Genomic DNA, 26282 nt, shown 5'->3' with positions numbered 1-26282 from the left:
TGAAGGAGGATTCTATTTCATGAATATTGCTTTGATTGCGCATGACGCAAAAAAAGAATTGATGGTGCAGTTCTGCATCGCTTACTGCGGTGTACTCAGTCGGCACGATTTGTGCGCAACCGGAACCACCGGTAAATTGGTCAGCGAGGCTACCGGGCTGCAGATTCAGAAGTTTTTAAGCGGCAGTCAGGGCGGCGACCAGCAGATTTCCGCGCGAATTGCCTGCAATGAAGTAGACCTTCTTCTCTTTTTCCGCGACCCGCTTACCGCCAAGCCCAGCGAACCAAATGATATGAATATGCTGCGCCTGTGTGATATGCACAACATCCCGGTTGCAACCAATATTGCTACTGCAGAAGTGCTGATTCACGGACTGGAGCGCGGCGACCTTGACTGGCGCAATATTCTCAACCCAAAAGGCTGAGTTTTTTCTTTGCAGAATTTTGCAGGCTGTTCAAAAGCAGTGCCAACCGGGCTGTTTTTGGGCAGCTTTTTTTACCTTGTATTTTACTTTTCTTTACGCAGTTAATATGGTATAATGAGCAGGTTAGATTACAGGAGGGAATGACTATGGAACTGATTACACAGGCGCCCCGCGGCACACAGGATATTTTGCCCGGGCAAAGCGAAAAGTGGCAGGCTATCGAACAAGTTCTGCGTGAGGAAGCCGCATTGCACGGCTTTGGTGAAGTGCGCACACCGGTTTTCGAGCATACCGAGCTGTTTCAGCGCGGCGTAGGTGACACCACAGATGTTGTACAGAAAGAAATGTACACCTTCCTTGACAAAGGAAATCGTTCCATTTCTCTGCGCCCGGAGGGAACTGCAGGTGCAACACGCGCTTTGTTGGAACATGGCCTTTACGCCGCTGCGCTGCCGCAGAAACTTTGGTATGAAACCAGCTGCTACCGCTATGAAAAGGTACAGAAAGGCCGTCTGCGTGAATTACATCAATTTGGCGTAGAGATGTACGGTTCTGCTGACCCATTGGCTGATGCGGAAGTCATTTCCATTGCAGACTCGGTTTTTAAACGTCTGGGCATTAAGAATCTGACCTTGGAACTCAACTCCATTGGCTGCCCGACCTGCCGCGCCGCTTACACAAAGGCTTTGCAGGAATATTTTTGGCAGTACAAAGAGCAGCTTTGTGAAACCTGCCTTTCCCGACTGGACCGCAACCCGATGCGTCTGCTGGACTGCAAGGTGGAAACCTGCCACAAAATCGGTGAAAAAGCACCGTCCATTCTGGATTATCTGTGTGACGACTGCAAAGCGCACTTTGAAAAAGTGAAAGAGGCTTTGGATGCGCTGCAGATTGCTTATCAAGTAAATGACCGCATTGTGCGCGGCCTGGATTATTATACACGCACGGTATTTGAATTCACAACAAATGACCTTGGCAGTCAAGGCACCGTCTGCGGCGGTGGACGCTATGACGGCCTTGTGGAAGAATTGGGTGGTCCCTCCATGCCTGCGCTCGGTTTCGGGCTTGGGCTTGACCGTTTGATTCTGCTAATGGAAGCGCAGGGTATCGAGTTCCCCGCACCGAAAAAATGCGACCTGTATATCGCAAGCCTCGGTGACGCGGCACATTTAAAAAGCCTTACGCTTGCATCTGCTCTGCGTTCCTGCGGTGTCGCGGCAGCATTTGACGACCTTGGCCGCGGCTTGAAAGCACAGATGAAATATGCGGACAAGATTGGCGCACGCTTCAGCATGGTTTTGGGCGACGATGAAATTACCGGCGGAAAAGCACAGGTCAAGAACATGGAAACCGGCGAAAAAACAGAACTAACGCTTGGTGAAGATTTTACGAAAGAATTTGCTGCACTGGACGCGGCACTGTAAGCAAGTGCGCTTTTATAATTTTATCTATTCTTTTTATTTACTATATTTTTCTTGGAGGCACATTTATGGCAGAATTTATGACCGGACTCAAGCGCAGCTGCTACTGCGGCGAACCGCGTCTGTCCGATGCCGGAAAAACATTGACCCTCTGCGGTTGGGTACAGCGTCAGCGTGACCTTGGCCAACTGATTTTTATAGACTTGCGAGACCGCAGCGGCATTATGCAGCTTGCGTTTGATGAAGATACGGACCGCGAAGTCTTTAAAAAGGCTTTTGCCTGCCGCAGCGAATTTGTTCTGGCAGCGACCGGCGTGGTACGTGAACGTACCAGCAAAAACGCGGAACTGCCCACCGGTGACGTGGAACTGGCTGTTTCGGAACTGCGCATCCTTTCAAAGAGTGAAACACCGCCCTTTGCCATCGAAGAAAACTCCAAGGTTTCCAACGAAACCCGCCTGAAATACCGCTATCTTGACCTGCGCCGCCCGGATATGCAGCGCATTCTGACCGCACGTCACCGCATCGTTAAGGCCGCACACGAATATTTTGATGACAACGGATTTCTGGAAATCGAAACCCCTGACCTCATCAAATCCACACCGGAAGGTGCCCGCGACTATCTGGTGCCGAGCCGTATTTTTCACGGCAAATTCTTTGCCCTGCCGCAGAGCCCGCAGCTTTACAAGCAGCTGCTGATGGTTTCCGGCTTTGACCGCTATATGCAGGTTGCACGCTGCTTCCGCGACGAGGATCTACGCGCTGACCGCCAGCCGGAGTTTACCCAGATTGACTTTGAAATGAGCTTTGTCAATCAGGAAGACGTGATGGCAATCGGCGAGGGCTTCATCAAAAAGGCATACAAAGATTTGCTGAATATTGAGATTCCCACACCGCTGCGCCGTATGACTTGGCAGGAAGGCATGAACCGCTTTGGTTCCGACAAGCCTGACCTGCGTTTCGAAATGGAACTGCACGATGTAAGCGATTGTGTCAAGAATACCGAATTCAAGGTGTTTCGCGGCGCACTGGCAGAGGGTTCCGTGCGCGGTATTAACCTGAAGGGCAAGGCAAATGACCTTTCCCGCAAGGAAATTGACAAGCTGGGTGAATGGATCAAATCCTACGGTGCCAAAGGACTTGCTTGGACTCGTTTGGCAGAAAAAGAAACCAGCAGCTACGAAAAATTTCTTGCACCGGAAGAAGTGCAGGCCATCCGCACCGCACTGGACGCGGAACCGGGCGATGTACTGTTCTTAGTTGCGAGCGACGAAAACAGCGTGGTTTACGCTTCTCTGGGTGCGCTGCGCTGCGAACTGGCGCGCCGGTTTGATTTGATTGACAAATCCAACCCCAGCCTGCTGTGGATTACAGACTTTCCGATGTTCGAGTACAGCAAAGAAGAAGGCCGCTGGATGGCAATGCACCATCCGTTTACCATGCCAAATCCAGAAGATTTGGACCGGCTGGAAAGCGACCCCGGTTCCGTGCGCTCCATTGCGTACGATATGGTTATTAACGGCTACGAAGCCGGCGGCGGCAGCATTCGTATCCACGATACCGAGCTGCAGCAGCGCATGCTGGAAGCACTCGGCTTTAAGCCGGAAGATGCGGAGCGCCGCTTCGGCTTCCTGCTGAATGCCCTGAAGTACGGCGCTCCGCCGCACGGCGGCATGGCTTGGGGCTTGGAGCGCCTTGTCATGGTCCTGCTGGGCATTGACGATATGCGCGACACGGTTGCGTTCCCGAAGGTAGCATCCTCTGCCGACCTGATGTCCAACGCACCGGATATCGTAGATGACAAACAGCTGAACGAGTTAAAAATCGCTGTCACAAAAGAATAAAAACCAAAGCCGCGCGTTTTTCCCCAATCCGCGCGGCTTTTTCTGCGAAAACTGTTTTACCGCAGAAACAGGAGGCCGCCATGATCAAACAAAATTATCAGCTGGAACTGGACAAACTACTTGCAGGCCTGCCTGCCGGCAGCCGTCCGCGCCTGCTGCTGCACGCCTGCTGTGCGCCCTGCAGCAGCTACTGCCTGGAATATTTGGCGCAGTATTTCGACATTACTTTGTTTTATTATAATCCTAATATTTCCCCAGGAGAAGAATATACAAAGCGCGTAAATGAAGTACAGCGCCTGCTGCGGGAAATGCCGCTGGCTGCACCGGTTCATTTTTCTGCTGGGCGCTATGACCCGGAACGCTTTTTTGCTATGGCAAAAGGTATGGAAACTCTGCCGGAGGGTGGCGAGCGCTGCTTTTCCTGCTACCGTCTGCGGCTTGCTGAGGCTGCACAGGCGGCAAAAGCGGGCGGTTTCGATTACTTTACCACCACACTCTCCATCAGCCCGCACAAGAACGCACAGAAGCTCAATGAAATCGGACAGGAACTCGCCGCACAGGCAGGTGTTCGCTGGCTGCCTTCTGACTTTAAAAAGCGCGGCGGCTACCAGCGCAGCATTGTGCTTTCTCACCAGTACAGCCTGTACCGGCAGAATTACTGCGGCTGTGTGTACTCTGCCGCAGCGGCTGCCCGCCGCCGGAAAGGGGAGGATACGCCTTGAAAAAAGAGAAAAGCAAGGAAAAAAAGAACAAAAAACGGCTGCGCGAACAGCCGGCAGCTGTCCCTGAAGCGTCTGCCGCTCCTGCTGTTTCTAAGAAAAGTGATGCACTCCTCTGCCGCGCTGTGGAGACCGTGGGCGGCAAATGGAAGCTGCGCATCCTCCTTGCCCTCAGTGACAGTGAAAGCCTGCGCTACGGCGAAATACGGACCCGTATCGAGGGGATTACAGACATGATGCTCAGCCAAAGCCTAAAGGAGCTGTGCGCTGCCGGTCTGGCGGAGCGCAAGCAGTTTCAGCAGATTCCGCCCCGCGTGGAGTACCGTGTTACCGAAAAAGCGGCCGGTGCATTGAAGGCTGCCGCGCTGCTTTGCAGTTGGGCAGAGCACCTGTAACTCCTTTACACTACAGATAGTGTTCAAAAAAGATTTTTTTGTGTTCTGTTCCTACCTGTTGATAACTGGTTGAAAAAAGTGGAAAGCTGCAAAAACTGCCGCCGTTCTGCCCTTTGTTTCTGTCGAAGGCTGTTGATAACTCTGTTGATAGTTTGAAAAGCGTCACATCATAATGCACAATATATAGTAATATACAGCAATGTTATGTCTACATGCGGTATTTTTTGTTTGACAATTTGCAGCACCGGTGTTAGAATATTTTTTAGTTCCATTTGAACGCTTTTTGCGTAATCTACAACGGAGGAATCTGAATGTTTACTCAAATCCGTAAGCGCAGCGGCAACCTTGTCTCTTTCGACAAGGGCAAAATCCGCCGCGCTGTTTCTAAGGCAAACCAGTCCGTAGAAGGTGAATCTTTTTCTTCTGCACAGCTGGATGCTTTGACCGATAAAATCATCAGCGCACTGCCCGCCGGAAAAGTCCCAACCGTAGAACAGGTACAAGATATGGTAGAGGCGCAGCTGATCGCCGCCGATTATGCCAAGACCGCCAAGGCCTATATTTTGTACCGTGCGGAGCATAATAAAATCCGTCAGGCCGAGGGCGACCTGATGGACATTTATAAAGAACTGACCTTTTGCGACGCAAAAGATGTTGACTTAAAGCGTGAGAACGCCAACATCGATGCCGACACTGCTATGGGCACCATGCTCAAATATGGCAGCGAAGGCAGCAAGTACTTTATTAACAACTATGTACTGCCAAAGGATATTGCCGCTGCACATCTGGGCGGCGACATTCACATTCATGACGAAGATTTTTATATGCTCACCGAGACCTGCTGCCAGATTGACCTGCTCAAGCTGTTTAAAAACGGCTTTTGCACCGGCCACGGCACTTTGCGGGAGCCAAATGACATCCGCTCCTATGCAGCCCTTGCCTGCATTGCCATTCAGGCAAACCAGAATGAAATGCACGGCGGACAGGCCGTGCCGAATTTTGACTATTCCATGGAGCCGGGCGTTAAAAAGACCTACAAAAAGATGTACCGGCTGGGACTTTCGCTGTACTTTGAAGCCGCACTTTCCATGCCCGCTAAGGATGCCGAGGGACTTGCCTCTTTCCTGTACAAAGAGCTGCTGGACACAATTTCCATGGACAACGGCGAGGAATTGGAACAGAAGCTTACCGTGCTGCTGCCAGCACATCAGCGTAAGAACGGCTATCAGGAAATCACGGAAGAGCAGGCACACGCTGCGCACCGCTTCGCCGCACACACAGCTTGGAAAGAAACCGACAAGGCCACTTATCAGGCAATGGAAGCGCTGATTCACAACCTGAACACCATGAACTCCCGCGCCGGTGCCCAGGTTCCGTTCTCCAGTATCAACTATGGTACCTGCACAAGCCCAGAAGCACGCATGGTTATGCGCAACCTGCTGCTCGCAACAGATGCCGGGCTAGGTGACGGCGAAACACCGATTTTCCCTGTGCAGATTTTCAAGGTCAAAGAAGGTATCAACTATAACCCGGAAGACCCGAACTACGACCTGTTTAAACTGGCTATGAAGACCAGTGCAAAGCGTCTGTTCCCGAACTTCAGCTTTATTGACGCACCGTTCAACCTGCAGTATTACGATGGCTCCTACAACAGCGAAGTTGCCTACATGGGCTGCCGCACACGTGTCATGGGCAATGTGCATGACCGCAGCAAGGAAGTTACCTGTGGACGCGGCAACCTGAGCTTCACCAGCATCAACCTGCCGCGTATTGGCATTGAAGCACACCATGACCTGAAAAAGTTTTACAAATTGCTGGATGACCGCATTGACCTGTGCATTCGCCAGCTTCTGCACCGCTTCAAAATTCAGTGCAGCAAAAAAGTTTACAACTATCCTTTCCTGATGGGACAAGGCGTTTGGATCGACTCCGAAAAACTTGGCGCGGATGACAGTGTTGCAGAAGTGCTTAAGCACGGCACCCTTTCCGTCGGCTTTATCGGCCTTGCCGAAACACTGGTGGCCCTGACCGGCAAACATCACGGCGAAAGCGAAGAAAGTCAGAAGATTGGACTTGAAATCATCGGTCATATGCGCAAGCGCATGGATGACGAAAGCGAAAAAACAGGTTTGAATTTCACCCTGCTGGCTACCCCGGCAGAGGGACTTTCCGGTCAGTTTGTAAAGATTGATAAGGTAAAGTACGGTATTCTGCCCGGCATTACCGACCGCGATTACTACACCAACTCTTTCCATGTTCCGGTGTATTATCCAATCAGCGCTTTCAAAAAGATTCGCACAGAGGCACCGTACCATGCGTTTACAAATGCCGGTCATATTTCTTACGTGGAACTTGACGGCGACACCTGCAAGAACCTGGACGCCTTCGAAGCGGTCATTCGCTGCATGAAGGAAGCCGGCATCGGTTACGGCAGTGTGAACCATCCGGTAGACCGCGACCCAGTGTGTGGCTATAACGGTGTGATTGACAATGTTTGCCCGCGCTGCGGCCGCCGGGAAGGTGAACCGGTCAGCATTGAGCGACTGAACGAGCTGCGCAAAAAATACCCGCATATGCCAGTAATCGACGGCTGCGGCTGTGACGGACACTGAAAAAAGCCCTACATTAAAAATCTCGCCCGCCTTTTCAAAGGCGGTGAGTGTGGGAGAAGCCCACGGTCTTATCCCTTGACCGTAAAGTCCTTGATGTAAAAAAGCAGTACGCAGCAGGCTTCCAAACCCGCGAGCGCTTCTTAGGATACTAAGGGCAAGGTCGCGGTGGTTCGCGCGCCGCACTGCGGTTGCTTTCTAAGAAAGCGACAGAAAGTAATGTAAGACAATTTTTAATTCAATCTTTTAATATTAAAAACATAAAAAAGGAGCAATAAAATTATGACAGAGCGTTTGATTGAAAAGAACAACATGGTTGGTGACGGTGTCGGTTTTGAGCGTATTCGCCGCATTACAGGCTACTTGGTGGGTACCATGGACCGTTGGAACAACGCAAAAGCTGCCGAAGAAAAGGACCGTGTAAAGCATGGCCTGCACTGAACTGCGGTTGGCCGGAACAGAGCCGGAATCTATCGTTGACGGACGCGGCATCCGCTACACTATCTTTGTACAGGGCTGCCCGCACGACTGTCCCGGATGCCAGAACCCGCAGACACATGACTTTAGCGGTGGTTCTCTGGTGCCGATTGACAAGCTGATTGCCGAAATACAGGCAAACCCCATGCTAAGGGGTGTGACTTTTTCCGGTGGGGAACCTTTTTGTCAAGCTGCAGGACTTTCCGACCTGGCAGAACGCATAAAAGCAGAAACTAAGCTGGACATTACGATTTACTCCGGCTGGACTTATGAACAGCTCTCTCAAAAATCAGATGAAACTGTACAGCATCTGCTGCGTCTTGCAGATTACCTGGTTGACGGACCTTATATAGAAGCGCAGCGCGACTTAACCCTGTACTTCCGCGGCAGCCGAAACCAGCGCGTAATTGACCTGAACGCCACCCGGCGGGAAGGGCATGTTATTTTGGATGACTTGGACGAATAAAAAGGAACCGTTGATTTTTCAACGGTTCCTTTTTTCATGCGCTAATCGTTTGACTCTTATGTTAAAGTTTTCGCCAGCCTCGCGTGCCCAGAATGGGGTAGGTTCACAAGGATGGCGAGGTTTGAAGCAGCGCTCCAAGGTCTTTCTTGCGGCGTAGCTTCGCCGCCGCAGAGGACGCTCCTGTGTACTGCTTTTGACCCGAAGTGCTTTACGGTCCAGAGATAGGTTCGTGGGGATTCTCCCCACACCCTACCGCCTTTAAAAAGGCAGGTGAAACTTTTACTGTACGGGCTTTTGCTGCAGCAAACGGTAAATTTCATTCTTTTTATAGCCGGTCACACTGGCTGCTTCCTTTGCTGCAGCAGATGCAGCCGCACCGCCGTCTATCAGCGATTGTGCAAGTTTCACAGCATCCTCCAATGTTTCCGCCTGCTGCTCTGCCTGCTGCGGCGCACCGGCAATTACCAGCACAAATTCGCCGCGCGGCGGGTTTTCTGTATAATACGCCACCGCCTCCGAAAGCGTTGTGCGCCGCACTTCTTCGTGTATCTTAGTAAGCTCGCGCACCAGTGCCAGCGGACGGTCACCCCACGCGGCAAGCATATCCGTCAGCGTTGTCAGCAGCTTGTGCGGCGCTTCATAAAACACCATCGTTCGGTGCTCATTCTTGACTTCCGCCAAATGTTCGCGGCGGCTTTTTTTATTGACGCTTAAAAATCCCTCGAACGTAAAGCGGCCGGTCGGCAGGCCGGAAACTGCCAGTGCCGTTATCACCGCGCTTGGGCCGGGAACCGCAACGACCGGAATGCCGCGCTCATGTGCCTGCCTCACCAACAATTCGCCGGGGTCGGAAATCGCGGGCATGCCGGCATCGCTGACCTGTGCGCAATTTTCGCCGGCCTCCACGCGTGCCAGTATGATTTCTCCGCGTTCCATTTTGTTGTGTTCAAAGTAACTGATTAACGGCTTTTTAATGCCAAAATGCGTCAGAAGTTTCAGCGTAACGCGGGTATCCTCCGCCGCAATAAAATCCACGCTGCTTAGGATTTTCACCGCCCGCGGGGACAAATCTCCCAAATTTCCAATCGGTGTACCGATGATATATAATGTTCCGCTCATTTATGTCCTTCTCCATATTCACCGTAGATTTTTTTCATTTCCAGGGAACAGTTTCCCTGTTCGTCTTCCAGAAGCAGCACCGCCTCCACTGCAAGTCCGGGCTTTCCGCCGCGACGTGCTTCCAGCAGGAACAGGGAGGGTGCTTTCTGGAGCCGATGCTGCACCAATCGCAGACGTTTTGGCTCTAAACCGGCTGCGGAAAGGATGCCGCAGACTTCTGCCAGCCGCTGCGGGCGCAGGCAGCACACAAAGCGCCCGCCCCAACGGAGCAATCTGGCAGCAGCCTGCGCAATCTGCTCAAAAGTACAGCCGGTTTCATGACGGGCGTCAGCCTTACTGTCCTGCGGATTTTGAATACCGGTTCCAACCGGTTTGTATGGCGGGTTGCACGCTACCAAATCCAAATTAGCCGGGAAGGGAAGGTCCTTCGCCTTTTCCGTCAGGATTCTGCGCAGGTCATACTCCAGCACCTGCATCTGTGAAAAACCGTTTAGCTCGGCACCCCGCCGTGCCTGACTGCATGCCTGCGGCTGAATGTCCAGCGCATAAACCGCGCGGGTGGCACCGCGGCTGCACCACAGCAGGGAAATCATCCCGCAGCCGGTGCCAAACTCCGCACAGCGCTCATTCGGTTTCGGCATGGCATAGTGCGCAAGCAGAATGGTATCGGTGCTGAACGTGTGCTCTGGGCTAACAATGACGCTGTATCCGCCGCCGATTGGTTCCAAATGCTCTGTGGGGTTCAACTGCATAAAAAGGATGCTCCCTTCTGTTCACTGAGGGTACACAAAAGTACCGGTGGTTCTGTACTCCGCTCGCTTTTGTAACCTATTTATTATTATAGCAAACCAATGTACAGAACGCAAAAAAATCCTGCTTTCAGACAGCTTGCCGCTGAAAGCAGGATTTTCAAATATTCGGGTCGCTGGGCGGCAGGTCGGAACCCCATGTAAAAGCATACAGCCAATGTGAATCAGATAGCGCTTCCTGCTGCTGAAAAACTGCGCCTGTGAAGCTGCTGCCGTAATATTTACGCGGATTCCTTAAAACTTCTTTTGCCGTTTCATCTGATACATACACAAAAAAGCGCTGTACGGACAAAGAAGCAGACGCGTGAAATGCAATCGCCACAGAGTTTCCAGCTTTCAAGTAATCCACTTCACCATTGTAACCGGGTACCAACAGCGTATCCGGAAATGAAAGCTGAACGGTTCCTTTTTCGGTTCCTTTGTCCTTTATCTTTTTCTGTACCGCAGCAGCTGCGCTGCTGTACCAGCTTTTTGAAGTTTGAAAGCGCGCCTGCTCCAGCTGACGGTCAATCGGCAAAAAAGAAAAAATAATCGCCCCTACCGCAAGCGCCACGCCGCAGAGAACCCTCTTTTTTCTCTGCCTGCCGCCGGCTTTCAAAATGGTCAAGATAATTAGTATCAGCAAAAGCGGACAGACAACAAAGCGCAATAGTAGACGAGACAGCGGGAACAAATAGGAAACAAACAGCTTTAACAGTATTCTCGCCCCTGCAGCAATCAGCAGCAGCCGAAAGGGCAGCGTGCCGGTTTTCTTCTTATTCTCATTCACCAGCTGCGTCATTATGTTCCCCCTTTTTCGGATTATATATCCAGTTTTTGTAAATGTCAATGTTTTTACAAAAAAAGGGCGGCACACCGTTAAGCGTACCGTCCTTCTTTGTTTCAACGTAATTAGGCCTCTTTAGGAGCGCCAACGGGGCAAACGCCCGCGCAGGAACCGCAGGAAATGCAGGTATCCTCGTTGATTTCATACTTGCCGTCGCCCTCAGCAATCGCGCTTACCGGGCATTCTGCTGCACAAGCGCCGCAGGAAATGCACTCGCTGCCAATCTGATATGCCATTTTGACACACCTCCATTATTATATTCCGTTATTATTTTATCATACTTTCACTGAAATGCAAGGACAAATTCTCTGAATCCATAGAATACCGAGCAATTATGACTCTTTGCTCTCCTGATCTGCCTGCGCATCCTCTTTTTTGGGCTTTGGTTTTTGCCGTGTGCGCGCCACCGGGCCATGCAGAACCTTCACCGTGCTGACCTTACAGCTGATGGGAGCCGCTTCCGGTGAAGCACTGTCCAAGTGCACCTGCAGAACGCCGGTCAGCAGGCCGACACCCACAACGATTCCTTTTCCCTCCGGAGTACTGACATAGCTGCCCTGCGGCGGTGTATTGCGCTGTAAATCCTGATATGCTTCCTGCTCATATTTCAGACAGCACATCAGCCGACCGCAGGTTCCGGAAATTTTGACCGGATTCAGCGAAAGTCCCTGTTCCTTTGCCATTTTAATAGAAACCGGTTGGAATCCTGCCAAAAACTGGCTGCAGCAGAATGGCCGGCCGCACAGACCCAACCCACCCAGCATCTTGGCCTCGTCACGCACACCAATCTGCCGCAGTTCAATTCGTGTGCGGAACACGCCGGCAAGGTCCTTGACCAGCTCACGGAAATCCACACGGCCGTCTGCGGTAAAATAAAACAGAATCTTGCTGTTGTCGAAGGTATACTCCACATCGACCAGCTTCATTTCCAAACCGTGCGCCGCTATTTTTTTCTGGCAGATTGAAAACGCATCTATTTCACGGCGGCAGTTTTCCGCCAGCTTGTCCATGTCCGCATCCGTTGCAACCCGGATAATAGGCCGCAGCGGCTGTACAATATGGTCATCTGCAATCTCACGGTTCGGCATAGCTACTTCGCCGCACTCAACACCGCGCGCAGTTTCCACAATGACATGGTCGCCGATTTTGATTTCGTGGTTTTCCGGGTCAAAGTAATAGACTTTACCAAGATTTTTAAATCGAACCCCAATTACTTTTGCCATGGTGCCTCCTTTTTTATATATGATTCTTGACGAAAAATTGCTGAAAAATACAATTTAAAATGCCGCTGCTTCACTGCGCAGACGCGCGCATAAAACGGTCACCATCAGCGGTGTGTTTGCATTGCGCTCTACCCAGCCGCGGGCTTCCCTTGTGGTCTGTGTCATCTGATACAGCTGCGCACGGGTCAGCGACTGTGCCAGCTTGTATGCTGTCTCATCCTCCGGCAGCAGCGCTTTGCCGCCGCTGCGCAGTGCCAAAGCATCTCGAAACAGCAGAGTCAGGCGCTCCAGCACCGCACGCAGGCGCAGTTTGTCCCGCAGCAGAGGAGCAGTCAGGTAAAGCAGGCCGCTCTCTTTTGAACTGCACACTGCCAGCGCAATCTGTTCTGCAAGGCCGTCATCCTGCGGCGGCTGTGCCTCTGTCAGCGTGTAAATTTGTGACCGGCTGCGCACAGTTGCCAGCAGGGAAGAGGCGCGGTCGCAAGTCAGCAAAAACTGTACGGATGCCGGCGGTTCCTCCAGCACTTTGAGCAGTGCGTTTTGTGCCTGCGGCGACAGATTCTGCGCATTTTGCAAAATAAACACGCGGCAAGGTGCCTCATTTGGTTTTATAAAGGTGTCACTGCGCAGCGCAAGAATCTCTTCTTTGTGAAAAGAGCGGCCGGTTTCGCCGCCGCCCGCCAAAGTGATATCCGGGTGGCTGCCCGCCTGTGCCTTGATACAGCCGGGACACTGCCCGCAGGGATGCACTCCCGGTGCAGTGCACACGGCGGCCTGTGCAAGCCACTTTGCAAGTGCAAGCGTCTGCTCCGGTCCGCCCTCAAAAATCAATGCATGGGGGATACGGTCATTTTCGTACACAGAAAGCAATGCCGCCCGCACGGCGGGCGGACACAGCATTTCCGGGAGATTCAGCTTCACAGCTTTTCAAAGCGGTCGACGTCCAGTACAAAGACGGTTGCACCGCCCACCGCAACCTCGATGGGGTAAGAAGAGTACATGGTGCCGTCTGTAGTAGCCGTGCTGGGCATCATCTGTGTGCGGCGGCTGCACTGTTTGCGCAGCAGGTCCATCACCTTTTCCACCTTTTCATCTTCTGTACCGATAATAAAGGTTGTGTTGCCGGCCTTCAGAAAGCCGCCGGTCGTTGCAAGCTTCGTTACCTGAAAGCCCGCCTTTGTCAAACTGCTGTTCACCAGTGGAGCGTCGTCATTCCCTACAATCGCAAATACCAGTTTCATAGACCATTCCTCCTGCCCGTTTTCAGTTCAATGGAGAAGATTATGCATAAATCCGGCCGATTATTCTATGCAGAAACGCCAGCCGGAAAAAGCTCAATTTCTTTGTCTGCATTATAGCACATGCAGTGAAAAAAAGCCATACCCACGAAGGAACTGTGCCACTTCTTGTGTAACTTCCTCTCCAGGCATCACCACCGGGATTCCCGGTGGGCAGGGACAGGCCGCTTCGGCGGCTATGCGGCCCACTGCCTGTTCCAAAGACACGGCATGTGCCGGGGCAAAAACTGCCTGCCGCAGCGGTAAACGCACCGGCGGCAGGGGCGGCAGTTCCGGAATCGGCGGCAGGGGTTTTCCGATGGGCAGCGCGGAAAGACCCTTTGCAAGCCGCTGATAATCCGCTTCCGTGTTCCATGGGGTACAAATGAACACCACAAAGCCGCCGTCCGCCATTTCCGGCTCCACACCGTTTTCCCGAAAAATCTCTGCTGCTGCCGCACCGGTCAGACCGATGTCCGATGTGCGCAGGGCAAGGCGGGTAGGGTCATCACTGACATTTGTTATACCGATTCGCTGTGCCGTTTGAGAAAGCACCCGCACCTGCCGCTGAACTTCCGCGAAGGCGGCGGGGTGCTCTTCCTGATACGCACGTGCAAGGTCCAGACTTGCCATGATGGGATACGAAGGACTGGTGGAGGCAAACAGACTCATTGCCTCCTTGGCATCCTGCACATAGCGTTCCTCACCAATTTGCAGCCATGCACCGCCGGTAAGTACATTTAAAGTTTTATGGGTGCTGTCCGCCGTCATGCTGGCACCTAAGTGCAGCGGATGCAGATCCGGCTGTGTAAATGCCAGCTGTGTTCCATGGGCATTATCCACCAGCAGCGGAATGTGTTTTTGACGGCAAAGTCCCGCAAGTGCCGGAATATCCTGCAGGCGGCCATAATAATCCGGACTGGTAACATAACACGCGTTTATACTTTTCGTATTATTTTTTAATGCAGACAGTATCGCGTCCGGTACTGACCACACGGGTTCCAACCCAAGCAGTGCCATCGTGTTAACCGCCGAACGGTGTACATTCCGCGCACAAAGCACCCGCCCACCCTGCGGGCAGGCCAGACGCAGCATTGCCTGAATGCACAGGGAGCAGCCGCCAGCGGAAAACAGCGTCCGCTTCGCCTGAAACAACCGTGCGGCAGCTTGTTCTGCCTGTAAAATTGGCCCATCCGCTTCAAACAGGCTGTCAGTATCCGGCAGTTCCGTGAAATCCAGCGCCAGCAAATCTTGCGGCAAAGCGCCGGGTGCACACTTGTGCCCCGGTGTATGAAACGGTGCCCGGCGCAGAGCTTGGTGTTTTAGCAGGGCAGAATAAAGTGGCGTGTTCGATATCATTATATATTCCTTTCCAAACAGCACAAAAAAGCTGCCGGAGCATGGATGCTCTGCGGCAGCTCTGGACTTCTTCTTATTCGCCGTTGCCGGTGGTATCTGTGGAATCTGCAGTGCTCTTTGCAGTGGAAGTTTCTGCGGCGCTGTCTGCTGTATTAGCAGTTGCGGCAAGGCCTATGCTAGAAACATCCGGCTTGTCATTTTCATAAATAAAGGTCAGCGCGTCCGAAACGACTTTTTTGTTGCTGGTAATCTGAACGATATATGCCGGCTCACCGCCAATAGTAATTTTCGGCGTTGTGTAATTTCCCACTGCCGGAATCTGGCTTTGCTTAATCGGGTAGTTCATGATAGTCACAGCCTGCATCAGAAAGCCGTAAATCTCGTCGCGGCTGAAGTTGGTAATGACCTTTGGCAGCACACCGGAAGCAAGCTGGGAAATTTTATTCAGGTCGCTGGTTTTAAACTTGTTTACGACGGATGTAACAACGGCGCGCTGACGCTCCGCACGGCCCTCATCATTGACATGGCCAAAAACATTTTTTACACTGTCGTCACGAATACGCCCGTAGTAATGTGCCTGTGCACCATCCAAATGCTGCACGCCGTCCTTTTCCTCCAATGTGCATCCGGCACCGGAGTACTGGTTGATAAATGCAGCTTCTCTGGCAGTCAGATTCACATCCACACCGCCAAGGATTCCGACCACATCGTCAAACGCAGAATCCTTGACTACCACATAACGGTCAATGTCCATACCAAAATTCAGTTCCATGGTCTGAATACAAAGCTGTGCACCTGCATTGACACTGGTGACGTCACCTGCCTGCGCCTTTCCGTTCTCAATGACATCATATGCACCGAAATGGTACGCGGCATTCAGCTTATTGGAGCCGTTATTTGGAATCGCCACATAAGTGTCACGCATGAAAGAGGTCAGCTTCAGCTTTTTGTGGCGGTTGTCCAGACTAATCAGCATCATGCTGTCAGAACGGCCGATGGGGTCGTCTTTCTGGTAATCGTCCACGCCAATCAGCAGAATATTGGTAATTGCTTCATCTTTCAGCAGACCGTTTACCTGATTGGCGCCGGAAGAGTTGTACTTTGTGCCGGAATCCACGGTGCTGGCTGTAATTGGCGTGCTGACGATGGTGGAATCAGCCACGAAATTGCCCTTGCTCATCAAATTGTCCACATAAATACAGCCGGAACCTGCCACCAGCACAACTGCGCTGAGCACCAGAATCAGGATATTGCGGACAATATATTTCTTGGCCAAAGGAGGCCGCTTCTGTTTTTTCACAACATCAACCCTTTTTATTTGGTTAGCTGACAGTTTTTTTCATGTTATCCGTAATAGTATACTAAAAAAGGACATGCGTTATATTCTTACAGAGAAAATAAAAGAAAATTTACAATGCCTCATTTTTACTGCTGTTCATCCAGCGTCAGGCGGTAGCTGGGCAGGAATTCCCGCAGAAAATACTCCACCTCCGGCAGGCGCATTTCTTCCAAAGAAGCCAGCGTGCTGTCCTCGGCACGCGTAAATTCCTCGTTGCCCATGCCGCGTTCCTCAACGCACTTGATTAAGGCGCTCAGTTTGTCGGCGGCCTTGACCAGTGCTAAAAGCTCCTTGTCAGCAGGGTCATCCTGCCGGATAAACGGCGAGTACTCCCCAGCAAGGTCCTTGGGCAAAAGCCCGAGCAGCTCGTTCTGCGCTTCCTGCTCCACCTGACTGTAAGCACTGCGGATGCGCGGGCTGGCATACTTAACGGGTGTCGGCATATCGCCGGTCAGAATTTCCGGCGCGTCGTGGTACAACGCCAGCACAGCCGCACGATTTGGGTCAACGTGCCCGCCGAAACGCGTATTGCGCAGAGTTGCCAGCGCATGCGCGAGCACAGCAGTTTCCCAGCTGTGCTCGCACAAATTCTCGCTGAGGACATTGCGCATTAGCCCCCAGCGCCGGATATACTTCATGCGGGAAAGTTTTGCAAAAAAATGGTACATTGCGGTTTCCTCTTTTCAAAATCCCGGCGCACGGAATCTGCCGCTTCCGCTGCTGGTAGTATGTGCCGTATTCTCTGCATTTATTTTACTGCATCAGCAAAAACTTTTCAATGTTTTCCAAAATTCCGTTGTTGGGCTCGGCAGATGTGCTATAATAATGACACGATTGTGCTGCAAAGGCATTTTAGGAGGCGATGACTTGGAACGTTTAGGAATTCCAGACAAGCGCAGGTACGTCCTGCGTGCTCTGCTGCTGGGGATGGCCACCGCGGCGGTGATTTTCATCCCGTTTATGATTTACGACAGGGGATACTTCCTGTTTTACGGGGACTTCAATGTACAGCAGGTGCCGTTTTACCAGATGTGCCACGACGCGATTCGCAGTGGAAGTTGGCGCTGGAGCTGGACCACCGACTTGGGGGCAAACTTTGTCGGTTCCTACTCCTTTTACCTGCTGGGCAGTCCGTTTTTTTGGCTGACGCTGCCGTTCCCAAGCGCGGCGGTGCCGTACCTGATGGGACCGCTGTATATCCTGAAATTTGGCTGTGCCTGCATGACCGGCTGTATCTATCTGCAGCGCTACTGCCGCAGCGGCAATCTTGCTGTACTGGGCGGCATGCTTTACGCATTCTCGGGTTTTTCTGTTTACAACGTGTTTTTCAATCATTTCCACGAAGCGATCGTCTTTTTCCCGCTGTTCCTGTGGGCAATGGATGAGTACATGTACCACCGACGCCGCGGCGTGTTTGCGCTGTGCACGTTCCTGTGCTGCTTTGTCAACTACTACTTCTTTGTGGGACAGGTTGTTTTCATGATTATCTATTGGCTGGTGCGCTTCTTTTCAAACGACCCGGCCTACACCAAAATCAGTAAGAAGGACTTCGGCCTGCTCTGGGTGGAGGCTGTGCTGGGGGTTGCCTGCTCCTGTGTGCTGCTGCTGCCGACTTTGTGTGCAATCACGCAGAACAACCGCATCAACAATCCAAGCAATGGCTGGAATGCGCTGCTGTACGACAGCAATCAGCGCTATCTGCATATCCTAAGCTGCTTCTTCTTTCCGCCGGACCTGCCCGCACGCGCGAACTTCACACCAGACAGCAATAGTCAGTGGGCTTCGCTGGGCGCGTGGCTGCCGCTGTTCAGCATGAGCGGTGTCATCGCGGCTCTGCAGGCAAAAAACAAACGCTGGTATAAAACACTGATTACCATCCTGTTTGTCATGGCGCTGGTACCGGTTTTAAACAGCGCTTTCCAACTGTTTAATGCATCTTATTACGCGCGCTGGTACTATATGCTGACACTTATGATGAGCCTGTGCACCATCACCAGCCTGCAGCGGGAAGACGTAGACTGGGGGCGTGCCATTAAGTGGACGCTAGCCATTACACTGATTATCGGCCTTTCCATAGGCCTGATGCCAACAATTTCGACCAACAGCACTACCAACACCAAAACGACCACCTACGGGCTTGAAAAATACCCAACCCGTTTCTGGGCATATGTTGCCATTGCACTGGTGAGCCTGCTGCTGCTTGTCATTGTGTTTAAGTACTACAAAAACCATAAGCGGCTGTTTCTGCGTATGGCAACCGGCGGCGTAGCTATCATTACCGTTGTGTACAGCCTGTTCTACATTACCACCGGCAAAACGCAGAGCGATGACACCCACAATGAAATTATTCCATACGCGCTCAACGGCGGCAAGGACATCAGTTTACCAAGCGACGGCAAGCAGTTCTGCCGCATTGACGTTTACGACGGCATGGACAACCTGCCCATGTACTGGAAACGCCCAACCATTCAGGCGTTTCACAGCATTGTTCCCGGTTCCATCATGGAGTTTTACCCAACAGTCGGGGTCACCCGCGATGTGGGCAGCCGACCCGGCGTGGAAGTTTACGCCATTCGCAGCCTGCTGAGCTGCCGCTGGCTGTTTGACCCCATGAATCATGGGCAGGACTTCATTGACCCGAACACCTCCGGCACCCGTATGCCAGGCTGGAAATACTATGCCACACAAAACGGCAGCAAGATTTACGAAAACCAGTATTTCATCCCAATGGGCTTCAGTTACGACAAATACATCACCCGCACCGAGTACAATACGCTGCCGGAGGCAAACCGCAGCTTGGCTTTGCTGAAAGCCATTGTGGTAGAGGATACAGCCGTACAGAAAGCCAAAGAGGGCGGTTTGACGCATTACGACAAAATCGACAGCGCAAGTTTTGCAGAAGAAGCCTACTTTGCGGACTGCAAAGCACGTGCGGAAACCGCCTGCTCCTCTTTCACAACAGACAGCAAGGGCTTTTCTGCCGAGGCTACCTCCAGCAAAGACCGGCTCGTGTTCTTCAGCGTCCCTTATGAAAAAGGCTGGAGTGCCACAGTGAACGGCAGCGCAGCGGAAATCGTGAAAGTCAATGTTGGCTTCATGGCGGTAAAAATACCTTCCGGCAAAGCCGAAATCCGCTTTGAATACCGTACGCCCGGTTTAAAGCCCGGCATCGCCGTGACCGCGGTCAGCTTCCTGCTGCTGGGCGGTTATGTGTATGCAACAGACACCACCGGCCGCTGGCGGAAAAAGAAACTGCCTGAGCCGCCGAAAACAAGTGAATAATCCATACAGCAAAAATGCCGCAGCTTTTAAAAAAGCTGCGGCATTTTATTTCTGATGAATCTTGTCAAACAAATATTACTTTTGAATGGTTTTGGCATACTGCCCAATCTTCTTATCCATATTGGAAATGTGCTGTGTCAACCAATCCAGCACAATCTTGTTGGCGTTCAAAATAACGGTTAGGTTTCCACCGGAAGCCTCGTAATCGCTGCGCAGTTTTGCCAGCCGACCAATAAACATTGTATGTGCCTGCTTTTGCAGCGCATACTCCGGGTAATGAATACTGAGCATATATTTTTCTTCGGCGGCAAAATGCTCTTTTGTATAGTCCTCAAGGAAACTGAGCAATTCACCTATATATCCTGCGGCCTGATTTTTCTGCCCGGCTGTGAACAGCTTTTCGGCTTTTTGAAACCAGATTTTATGTTGGTCATCAATCATTTTTACGCCGACCGACAAATTGGGTGTCCATGGCATGGTAACTACCTCCTTATTGTTCTTTTTTGGATGCCTATATTTTACAGCCGAATCGTGTCATAATCAAGAGCATTTCAGTACAATATAGAGTTTTTTCTTGATAAAGAATTCACTAAAATTACTAAATTAGCATAGAACAACATTGGAATTTATAGTGTTACAAAAAAGTTATTATACAATATCTAGTAGAACAGCATGCTTTTGAAAGAAGGAAGCTGCCACGCACCCGCCGTGCTCCTGCAAACGATTAGATGGGTCTGCTTAATCCACCGATTTCAAACTTTCCACCATATCAATTTTTTTGAATTTGGGGTACATCAGTAAATCCACCACCGCTGTGAAGGCCAGCGTCAGCAGGATGCTCCACAGGTAGGAAAGCGGGTCGATGTTGCGGCCAAACATACATACATCTACTTCCACAGTGGTAATGACCGCCTGATGCATAAAAATACCCAGCACCAAACCGCACAGGCAGCCTATCAGTGTGAGCACTGTGGTTTCACGATAGATGTACCCGGCAGATTCCTTTTCGTAAAAGCCCAGCACCCGCAGGGTAGCCATTTCCCGCATACGCTCAGTAATATTAATGTTTGTCAGGTTGTACAGAACGACAAACGAAAGCATGCCCGCACACAAAATCATGATGAGAATAATGCCGTTTAGCGCCTCTATCATACTGTCAAAGTTGTTGGCAATTTCATCTACATAAATCACCGTGGTAACGCCGCTCTCATTCAGCAGGTCGCGGCTGAGCTGGCTGCGTGCCTCCCGATTACCGGTGTCACTTGCCCAGATACTGCTGTAATCCGGTGTTTCTCCGGTCACTTTCTGGTAAAGCTCCGGCGCGATATAGACATAGTGATAAATATAATTTTCTGTAATACCGGTTACGGTAAAGGTATATTTTTTTCCGTCACCGTTCGGTACCACAACCTTGCCGCCTACTTTTAGATTCAGGCGATTCGCCAACTTTTCTGTTACAACCACGCTGCTGCTGTCAAACGCAACTGTCTGTTTGGTACGGCGGTCACGCAGGCGGACAAACTCCGGCAAGTCCTTTGTGTTCTGCGGCACCAGCAGGTTGCCGGACATCACCGTTCCGACAGTATTTTCAATATCCGCACTACGGCAGGCATACTGCATCCAGTGGCGGATACGCTCGTGATTGTTTAAAATACTCTTTGCACCATCCGAAATGCCGGCTGTCTGCTTTAATTCTACGCTCATGTTGTACTGTGACAAGTCATCATACTGGTTGGAAACAATGTGCACCACACTGTCCCGGATACCGAAGCCTGTCAGCATCAGCGCTGTACAGCCTGCAATGCCAATCACAGTCATCAAGAGACGGCGTTTGTAGCGAAACAGGTTACGTGCAGTAACTTTGGCGGAAAAATTTAAGTGCCGCCAAAGCGGCGTGATCCGCTCCAGCAGGATGCGGCGGCCGGGCTGCGGCGCTTTGGGCTGCATCAGGGCAGCCGGACGCTCCCGAAGCACCGCGCTGCAGGCACCCCACGTTGCCGCAAGTGTAATCGCGGCCGAAGCGATGCACCCAACTGCCGAGTAGAACAAATCCACACGGGGAATCAGTGCCGGTGCATTGTACATGATTCTGTACGCGTTCCAGCAGACGGAGGGTAGGGTAAGACAGCCAACGACCACACCGGTCACACTGCCGCTTAAACTGACAATCATCGCATACAGCAGGTATTTGCGTGCAATCTGCCTGCTGGAAAAGCCGAGTGCCTTGTAGGTACCAATCTGCAGCCGTTCTTCATCCACCATACGGGTCATGGTCGTCAGCACGACCAGCGCCGCCACCAGAAAAAAGAACAGTGGGAACATGCGGGCAATGGACTGCATCCGGTCCGCATCGCCGGTAAAACTGTTATATCCGATATTCTTGTCACGGTTCAGTACATACCAAGTGGGATTTTCCACTGCTTTCAGCTTTTCCTCGCCGTCTGCAATCTGCTTTTCCGCTTTGGCAAGTTTTGCTTCCGTATCTGCTTTGGACTGCGTATACTTTGCCTGATTTTGCGCAAGTGTTTTCTGTGCAGCGGCAAGCTTGGTCTTTCCGGAAGCAGCCTGCTGCCGGGCAGCCTCCAACTCCTGCGTTTTCTGGGCAATCTGCTCAGCGGCGCTGTCCAGCTTGGCTTTTGCGGCAGCTAACTGCTCTTGTGCTGCCTGCCGCTGTGTCCGGTAAGCTGCTTCACCGTCCGCAAGGGTCTGCTGTTGTTTGTCCAGCTGGTTCTGCGCGTCCGCAATCTGCTGCTGGGCCTGTTCCAGCTTTGGCTGTGCCGCAGCTGCCTGCTTTTCGTAACTCTGACGGGCAGTGTCCAGCTTTTTCTGGTTCTCCTCCAGTTCCGTTTTGGCGGTACCCAACTGGGCAGTCCGCTGTTCATAGGCGGTTATCTGCGTACGCAGGGTTTTTGCTTCCTGCGAAGCGCCCTGCCCGGCGGCTTCCAGCTGTGCCAGCGCGGCGCGTGCCTGCTCCACTTCGCCTGCGGCGGCGTCCAGCTTTTGCTTGGACTGTTCCCACTGGGTCTGTGCGGCGGCAAGCTGCTGGGCCTGATTGTCCAGCTGTGCTTTTACATCTGCCAGCTGTTTTTTTTGCGCATCCAGCTCGCTTCGGCTATCCTCAATCTGCTGTTGGGCACTCTGAATGGTGTCATGCCCGCTCTGCAGCTTTTTTGAGGCTGCCGCCAGCTGGCTTTCCACCCGCTGTTTCTGTGTGTTGTACTGCTGCAGACCGCTTTCGTAGGAAACGCGCGCTTCCTCCAGCTTTACAGCGCCTTCTGCAATCTGCTTCTGCGAACTATCCAGTTTGGCAGTATTCTGCGCAAGCTGGGCGGCGGCACTGTCCAGTTTTGCTTTCGCGTCCGTCAGCTGCTTTTCTGCATCCGCTTTCTGGGTTTCAAAGGTCTTGCGGCTGCTGTCCAGCTCCTTCTGTGCGTCACCAACAACTTCCGCACGGCGCAGGGGCGCGCGCTGCTTGCCGACTGCGGTCAATGCATCGGTAACGGTCTTCACTTTATCTTTATATTCCTGCGAAAAGGAATTCAGCGCGGCTGCGTCCTTGACTGTGACAAAAAGCTGCGTGTAAACGGAATTTGTAAACACCTGCGGCAGCACATACAGGTAGTGGTTCAACTGCCCGCTGCCAATGTTGGTGTTGCCAAGCGTAAAGCTGAGGTACATGGGGGACTTCACGAAGCCGACAATTTTAAACTTTGTTTTTTTCAGCTCTTTTTTGTCACCCTGTTCCTGCACAGTCACTTCATCGCCGATTTTCAGGGACTCATTGGTCAGTGTTTTTTTTTGGTCCAGAACACACTCTTCCACAGACTGCGGCCAGCGGCCAGAGGTGAGAATGGGGCGGTTCATGGAGGTGCCACCGGTATCCTGTGCGCCCTTTTCGGGCAGAGCATGAATCCGGATGACCGCATCCTCTTTTTCCACATGGCTAAGCACATCCTCGTACCACGTGGGCATAACCGCCTGCACCCCTTGGGAACTGCGCACCGCTTCCGCGTCCTGCGCAGAAAACCCAAGTGTGGAAATCAATTCAACATCCATAAAATTCTGTTTGTCCAGGTATCGGTCTACAGTCAGACGCATATCCGGTGCGGCACCGGCCAAACCCGCAAAAAAGCCGGAGCCCAGCGCCACGATGATAAAAATCGCCAAAAACCTAGCCTTGCTGTTGGTAATGGAGCGCAGAATTGCTTTTCCGTAAGCTTTCACGTTACCACTCAATCCTTTCCGCAGAGACCGGATTCGGGTTGCACGTCATATCCTGCACTTTGCCGGAGTGGATACGGATTATGCGGTCCGCCATTGCAGAAAACGCCTGATTGTGCGTAATGACCACCACGGTACGGCCAAATTCGCGGCAGGTCTGCTGCAAAAGCTGCAGCACCTGCTTGCCGGTTTGATAATCCAGCGCACCGGTAGGTTCGTCACACAGCAGCAGCTTTGGGTTCTTTGCCAATGCGCGCGCAATCGCAACCCGCTGTTGCTCACCGCCGGAAAGCTGCGCCGGAAAATTGTTCATCCGCTTCTGCAGGCCAACCTGCCGCAGTACCTTTCGCGGCGGCAGCGGGTCGCGGCAAATTTGAGAGGCAAGTTCCACATTTTCCAGTGCCGTCAAGTTCTGCACCAGATTATAAAACTGAAATACAAAGCCAACGTCATACCTGCGGTACTCAGTCAGCTGACGGTCCGTGCAGGCACTCACTTCACGCGTGTCCACCAGAATTTTGCCGGAAGTACAGCTGTCGATACCGCCCAGCATATTTAACACGGTGGTTTTGCCTGCACCGCTTGGGCCGACAATTACCACAAATTCTCCTTTTTCGACTGTAAAATCTACACCGTCCGCAGCAGAAATCACCGTGTCTCCCATGTGATACTCCTTGCGTACATTCTGAAATTCAACGAATGCCATGTTTCCCTCCTGTTTTCTGACTGTCCTTTAAAATCAAACGTGTTTCGCCGGGGTTCAGCGCAATCAGCTTGGATGCAATGCGCGGATGTTTGAGCTTTCTGCGCACCATGTCCCGCAGGACGGTACCGCCGTGGCAGCCGTGAATGACACGCACTTCCCGCACATCTGCCGGGGCGCGGGAAAGCCAGCGTGTCAGCTGCTGCATAGCACTGTATTCGGTTTCACCGTGAATGTCCAGCTCTACTACCGAACCACTGCGGTACTCTGTCATCTTGAAGTCCTCTTTCTGCCGGGTGTTTCTTATTTCCATTCTTAATAACATTCTGTTCCAATTCTTCTTATTATACACGAATCCCGTCCGGAAAGAAATACAGAAACCTCTGTGTCTACTGCAAAAACGCCGGATGTGTGTTATAATGTGCAATATAGAATTTTTTCGACGGGTTTTGCGCAGTTGTATGCCGCACCCTGCCGATTTTCTTTTCAGAACTGCAAAGAGAAGGTGGAACAGTGAAAATCGTAGACCTGCGCAGCACGCTCGTCACCTGCAATGACAGGCTGATTGAAATCAGCGGGGAACACATTTACTATGCTGAGGAAAAGAACGTGGAAGGCCACCAGAACCTGTTTCTGCTGGCCTACAACCGTGAAGAACACAGTGAACGCGTGCTGGCAGACTACCGGGTCACCAGGCCGGATTATGTGATGCACTACTTTCCGTTTGAGGACCACATTTTGGTGGTGATGGAGGACGGGGGCAGTGAAGCGTGGCTGCTGAAACTTGACAAGCATACCGGCAAGGAACAGCGGCTGGTGCAGGCACACTTTGCGGGCAGTTTTGTGGACTGCTGTGCGCTGGACGCCGACCATGTGGTTCTGTACTCCAAAGCCAGCCGGCGGGACGCTTCGCTGTTCCGCGAATACCGCCGCCACACTGGTTTTACACAGGCCGCCTGCTTTTATGACCTGGAAAAAGACTGCTGCTGGTCAATTCAGGACCCACGCATCTGTGCGGGTGCTCGTCTGCTGCCCTTTTCCGGCGGCGGAGAGCGCAAGCTGCTGGTAACCCAGCCCTACGGCACTGAGGAAGAAAAACGAAAAGCATACCGCGACCGCCGCTGGGTTGGGGAACACATTGAAGACCGCGTTTGGCTCTGCACTGTAGACGAATTTACAGAGGCGGTGGAGCAGGAACGCCCAGCGGCACCCATGGTACGCATCCTGCAGTCCGGCACAGACGGCATGGTTCGCTTTGCCGGCGAGGACAGCGACAGTCTGTACTTTCGCGCACTGTATTTTCCGACGGATGACCAGCACATTCTGTCCGTCAGCAAGCACACCGGCAAAAAGCAGGATGCCGCACAGCTGAACCTTTCGCCGGAAGAAGCGGACGCGCGGTTTCTTTCAGACAACGGCCGCTTTTTAAAGCTGACCGCAGCGGGAAATGACAAAGTCCACGTGAAAGGCATCCTGAACAGCACCATTGACGCGACTTACAGTCGGGAACTGGGAGAACTGATTTCCTGCATAGATGACCGCTACCTGATTTTCCGGGACACGATGAGCGATGAAACGGACAGCATTATTTTTTACTCAATTTATGACATCAAAACCGGAAAAACGCAGGAATTTGAAGGCAGCTGCGCAATTCAGGAAAATGTGCTGGTACTATTTTGAACTCGTATATTTTCGTACACTAATTCTTAGGAACAACTGGTAAATACAAAAAAGGCTGTACCGGAGTTTTCCGGCACAGCCTTTTGCGT

General features: G+C 52.0%; 24 protein-coding genes. 10 read left to right on the top strand and 14 right to left on the bottom strand.

Annotation, left to right across the window (positions count from 1 at the left end):
• The first annotated feature begins 19 nt into the window (after window positions 1-19).
• From mgsA to nrdG, 8 genes are all read left to right on the top strand, one after another.
• Window positions 20-424, top strand: coding sequence for a methylglyoxal synthase (gene mgsA, locus H6X83_RS00230; RefSeq protein ID WP_212507199.1), 405 nt, complete (start codon window positions 20-22; stop codon window positions 422-424).
• 146 nt (window positions 425-570) lie between these two features.
• Window positions 571-1848: a histidine--tRNA ligase gene (gene hisS / locus H6X83_RS00225; protein WP_212507198.1), complete on the top strand. Its 1278-nt coding sequence runs from the start codon at window positions 571-573 to the stop codon at window positions 1846-1848.
• Window positions 1849-1913: 65 nt separating this feature from the next.
• Window positions 1914-3689: an aspartate--tRNA ligase gene (gene aspS / locus H6X83_RS00220; protein WP_212507197.1), complete on the top strand. Its 1776-nt coding sequence runs from the start codon at window positions 1914-1916 to the stop codon at window positions 3687-3689.
• A gap of 80 nt (window positions 3690-3769) precedes the next feature.
• Entirely contained in the window at window positions 3770-4411 is a 642-nt protein-coding gene (locus tag H6X83_RS00215; RefSeq protein WP_212507196.1) for an epoxyqueuosine reductase QueH, read from the top strand.
• The gene (locus H6X83_RS00210) at window positions 4408-4803 is read left to right on the top strand and encodes a winged helix-turn-helix transcriptional regulator (protein WP_212507195.1); all 396 of its coding nucleotides are present in this window, start codon (window positions 4408-4410) and stop codon (window positions 4801-4803) included. The genes H6X83_RS00215 and H6X83_RS00210 overlap by 4 nt, the downstream gene beginning before the upstream one ends.
• A 311-nt stretch (window positions 4804-5114) precedes the next feature.
• Window positions 5115-7415: an anaerobic ribonucleoside triphosphate reductase gene (locus tag H6X83_RS00205; protein WP_212507194.1), complete on the top strand. Its 2301-nt coding sequence runs from the start codon at window positions 5115-5117 to the stop codon at window positions 7413-7415.
• Window positions 7416-7694: 279 nt separating this feature from the next.
• Window positions 7695-7853, top strand: coding sequence for an anaerobic ribonucleoside-triphosphate reductase (nrdD, locus tag H6X83_RS00200; protein ID WP_212507193.1), 159 nt, complete (start codon window positions 7695-7697; stop codon window positions 7851-7853).
• Window positions 7840-8355 carry an anaerobic ribonucleoside-triphosphate reductase activating protein gene (nrdG, locus tag H6X83_RS00195; RefSeq protein WP_212507192.1) on the top strand — a complete coding sequence of 172 codons (516 nt, stop codon included), beginning with the start codon at window positions 7840-7842 and terminating at the stop codon, window positions 8353-8355. Before nrdD ends, nrdG begins: the two co-directional genes overlap by 14 nt.
• 279 nt (window positions 8356-8634) lie before the next feature.
• On the opposite strand, the gene rsmI is transcribed toward nrdG, so the two are convergent.
• From rsmI to yfbR, 10 genes are all read right to left on the bottom strand, one after another.
• A complete protein-coding gene (rsmI, locus tag H6X83_RS00190; protein ID WP_212507191.1) occupies window positions 8635-9474 on the bottom strand; it encodes a 16S rRNA (cytidine(1402)-2'-O)-methyltransferase in 840 nt (279 codons plus the stop codon).
• A complete protein-coding gene (locus tag H6X83_RS00185) occupies window positions 9471-10226 on the bottom strand; it encodes a tRNA1(Val) (adenine(37)-N6)-methyltransferase (RefSeq protein WP_212507190.1) in 756 nt (251 codons plus the stop codon). The genes rsmI and H6X83_RS00185 overlap by 4 nt, the downstream gene beginning before the upstream one ends.
• A 157-nt stretch (window positions 10227-10383) precedes the next feature.
• The gene (locus H6X83_RS00180) at window positions 10384-11064 is read right to left on the bottom strand and encodes a hypothetical protein (RefSeq protein ID WP_212507189.1); all 681 of its coding nucleotides are present in this window, start codon (window positions 11062-11064) and stop codon (window positions 10384-10386) included.
• Window positions 11065-11174: 110 nt separating this feature from the next.
• Window positions 11175-11345: a DUF362 domain-containing protein gene (locus H6X83_RS00175; protein ID WP_212507188.1), complete on the bottom strand. Its 171-nt coding sequence runs from the start codon at window positions 11343-11345 to the stop codon at window positions 11175-11177.
• A gap of 96 nt (window positions 11346-11441) precedes the next feature.
• Window positions 11442-12332, bottom strand: coding sequence for a PSP1 domain-containing protein (locus H6X83_RS00170; protein WP_212507187.1), 891 nt, complete (start codon window positions 12330-12332; stop codon window positions 11442-11444).
• Between the two features lie 54 nt (window positions 12333-12386).
• Window positions 12387-13253 carry a DNA polymerase III subunit gene (locus tag H6X83_RS00165; RefSeq protein ID WP_246419345.1) on the bottom strand — a complete coding sequence of 289 codons (867 nt, stop codon included), beginning with the start codon at window positions 13251-13253 and terminating at the stop codon, window positions 12387-12389.
• Complete coding sequence (locus H6X83_RS00160) at window positions 13250-13573, bottom strand: cyclic-di-AMP receptor (RefSeq protein WP_212507186.1); 324 nt, start codon at window positions 13571-13573, stop codon at window positions 13250-13252. The genes H6X83_RS00165 and H6X83_RS00160 overlap by 4 nt, the downstream gene beginning before the upstream one ends.
• A 111-nt stretch (window positions 13574-13684) precedes the next feature.
• Window positions 13685-14968 carry an aminotransferase class I/II-fold pyridoxal phosphate-dependent enzyme gene (locus tag H6X83_RS00155; RefSeq protein WP_212507185.1) on the bottom strand — a complete coding sequence of 428 codons (1284 nt, stop codon included), beginning with the start codon at window positions 14966-14968 and terminating at the stop codon, window positions 13685-13687.
• A 73-nt stretch (window positions 14969-15041) separates the two neighbouring features.
• Entirely contained in the window at window positions 15042-16244 is a 1203-nt protein-coding gene (locus tag H6X83_RS00150) for an LCP family protein (RefSeq protein ID WP_212507184.1), read from the bottom strand.
• Window positions 16245-16393: 149 nt separating this feature from the next.
• Entirely contained in the window at window positions 16394-16975 is a 582-nt protein-coding gene (gene yfbR, locus H6X83_RS00145; protein ID WP_212507183.1) for a 5'-deoxynucleotidase, read from the bottom strand.
• 199 nt (window positions 16976-17174) lie between these two features.
• Between yfbR and H6X83_RS00140 the strand changes: the two genes are divergently transcribed.
• Window positions 17175-19589 (top strand): YfhO family protein, encoded by a 2415-nt coding sequence (locus H6X83_RS00140; RefSeq protein WP_246419338.1) that lies wholly within the window; start codon window positions 17175-17177, stop codon window positions 19587-19589.
• Window positions 19590-19664: 75 nt separating this feature from the next.
• Here H6X83_RS00140 and H6X83_RS00135 read toward each other — a convergent pair whose 3' ends face one another.
• The 4 genes from H6X83_RS00135 to H6X83_RS00120 all read right to left on the bottom strand — a co-directional run bounded on the left by H6X83_RS00135 (window position 19665) and on the right by H6X83_RS00120 (window position 24826).
• On the bottom strand, window positions 19665-20066 hold the full coding sequence (locus tag H6X83_RS00135; protein ID WP_212507182.1) for a bacteriohemerythrin: 402 nt from the start codon (window positions 20064-20066) through the stop codon (window positions 19665-19667).
• Window positions 20067-20327: 261 nt separating this feature from the next.
• Entirely contained in the window at window positions 20328-23813 is a 3486-nt protein-coding gene (locus H6X83_RS00130; RefSeq protein WP_212507181.1) for an ABC transporter permease, read from the bottom strand.
• Between the two features lies 1 nt (window position 23814).
• Window positions 23815-24516, bottom strand: a complete 702-nt coding sequence (locus H6X83_RS00125; RefSeq protein ID WP_212507180.1) for an ABC transporter ATP-binding protein — start codon at window positions 24514-24516, stop codon at window positions 23815-23817.
• Window positions 24503-24826: a Smr/MutS family protein gene (locus H6X83_RS00120; RefSeq protein ID WP_246419329.1), complete on the bottom strand. Its 324-nt coding sequence runs from the start codon at window positions 24824-24826 to the stop codon at window positions 24503-24505. Before H6X83_RS00120 ends, H6X83_RS00125 begins: the two co-directional genes overlap by 14 nt.
• 200 nt (window positions 24827-25026) lie before the next feature.
• Here H6X83_RS00120 and H6X83_RS00115 point away from each other — a divergent pair, with 200 nt between their 5' ends.
• Window positions 25027-26193, top strand: coding sequence for a hypothetical protein (locus H6X83_RS00115; RefSeq protein ID WP_212507179.1), 1167 nt, complete (start codon window positions 25027-25029; stop codon window positions 26191-26193).
• The last annotated feature ends 89 nt before the right edge of the window (window positions 26194-26282 follow it).

It is taken from the genome of Caproicibacterium amylolyticum, from assembly GCF_014467055.1.
GTDB lineage: Bacteria > Bacillota > Clostridia > Oscillospirales > Acutalibacteraceae > Caproicibacterium > Caproicibacterium amylolyticum.
Note: the sequence above shows the minus strand (reverse complement) of the source record. Positions and strands in the feature narration are given on the sequence as shown.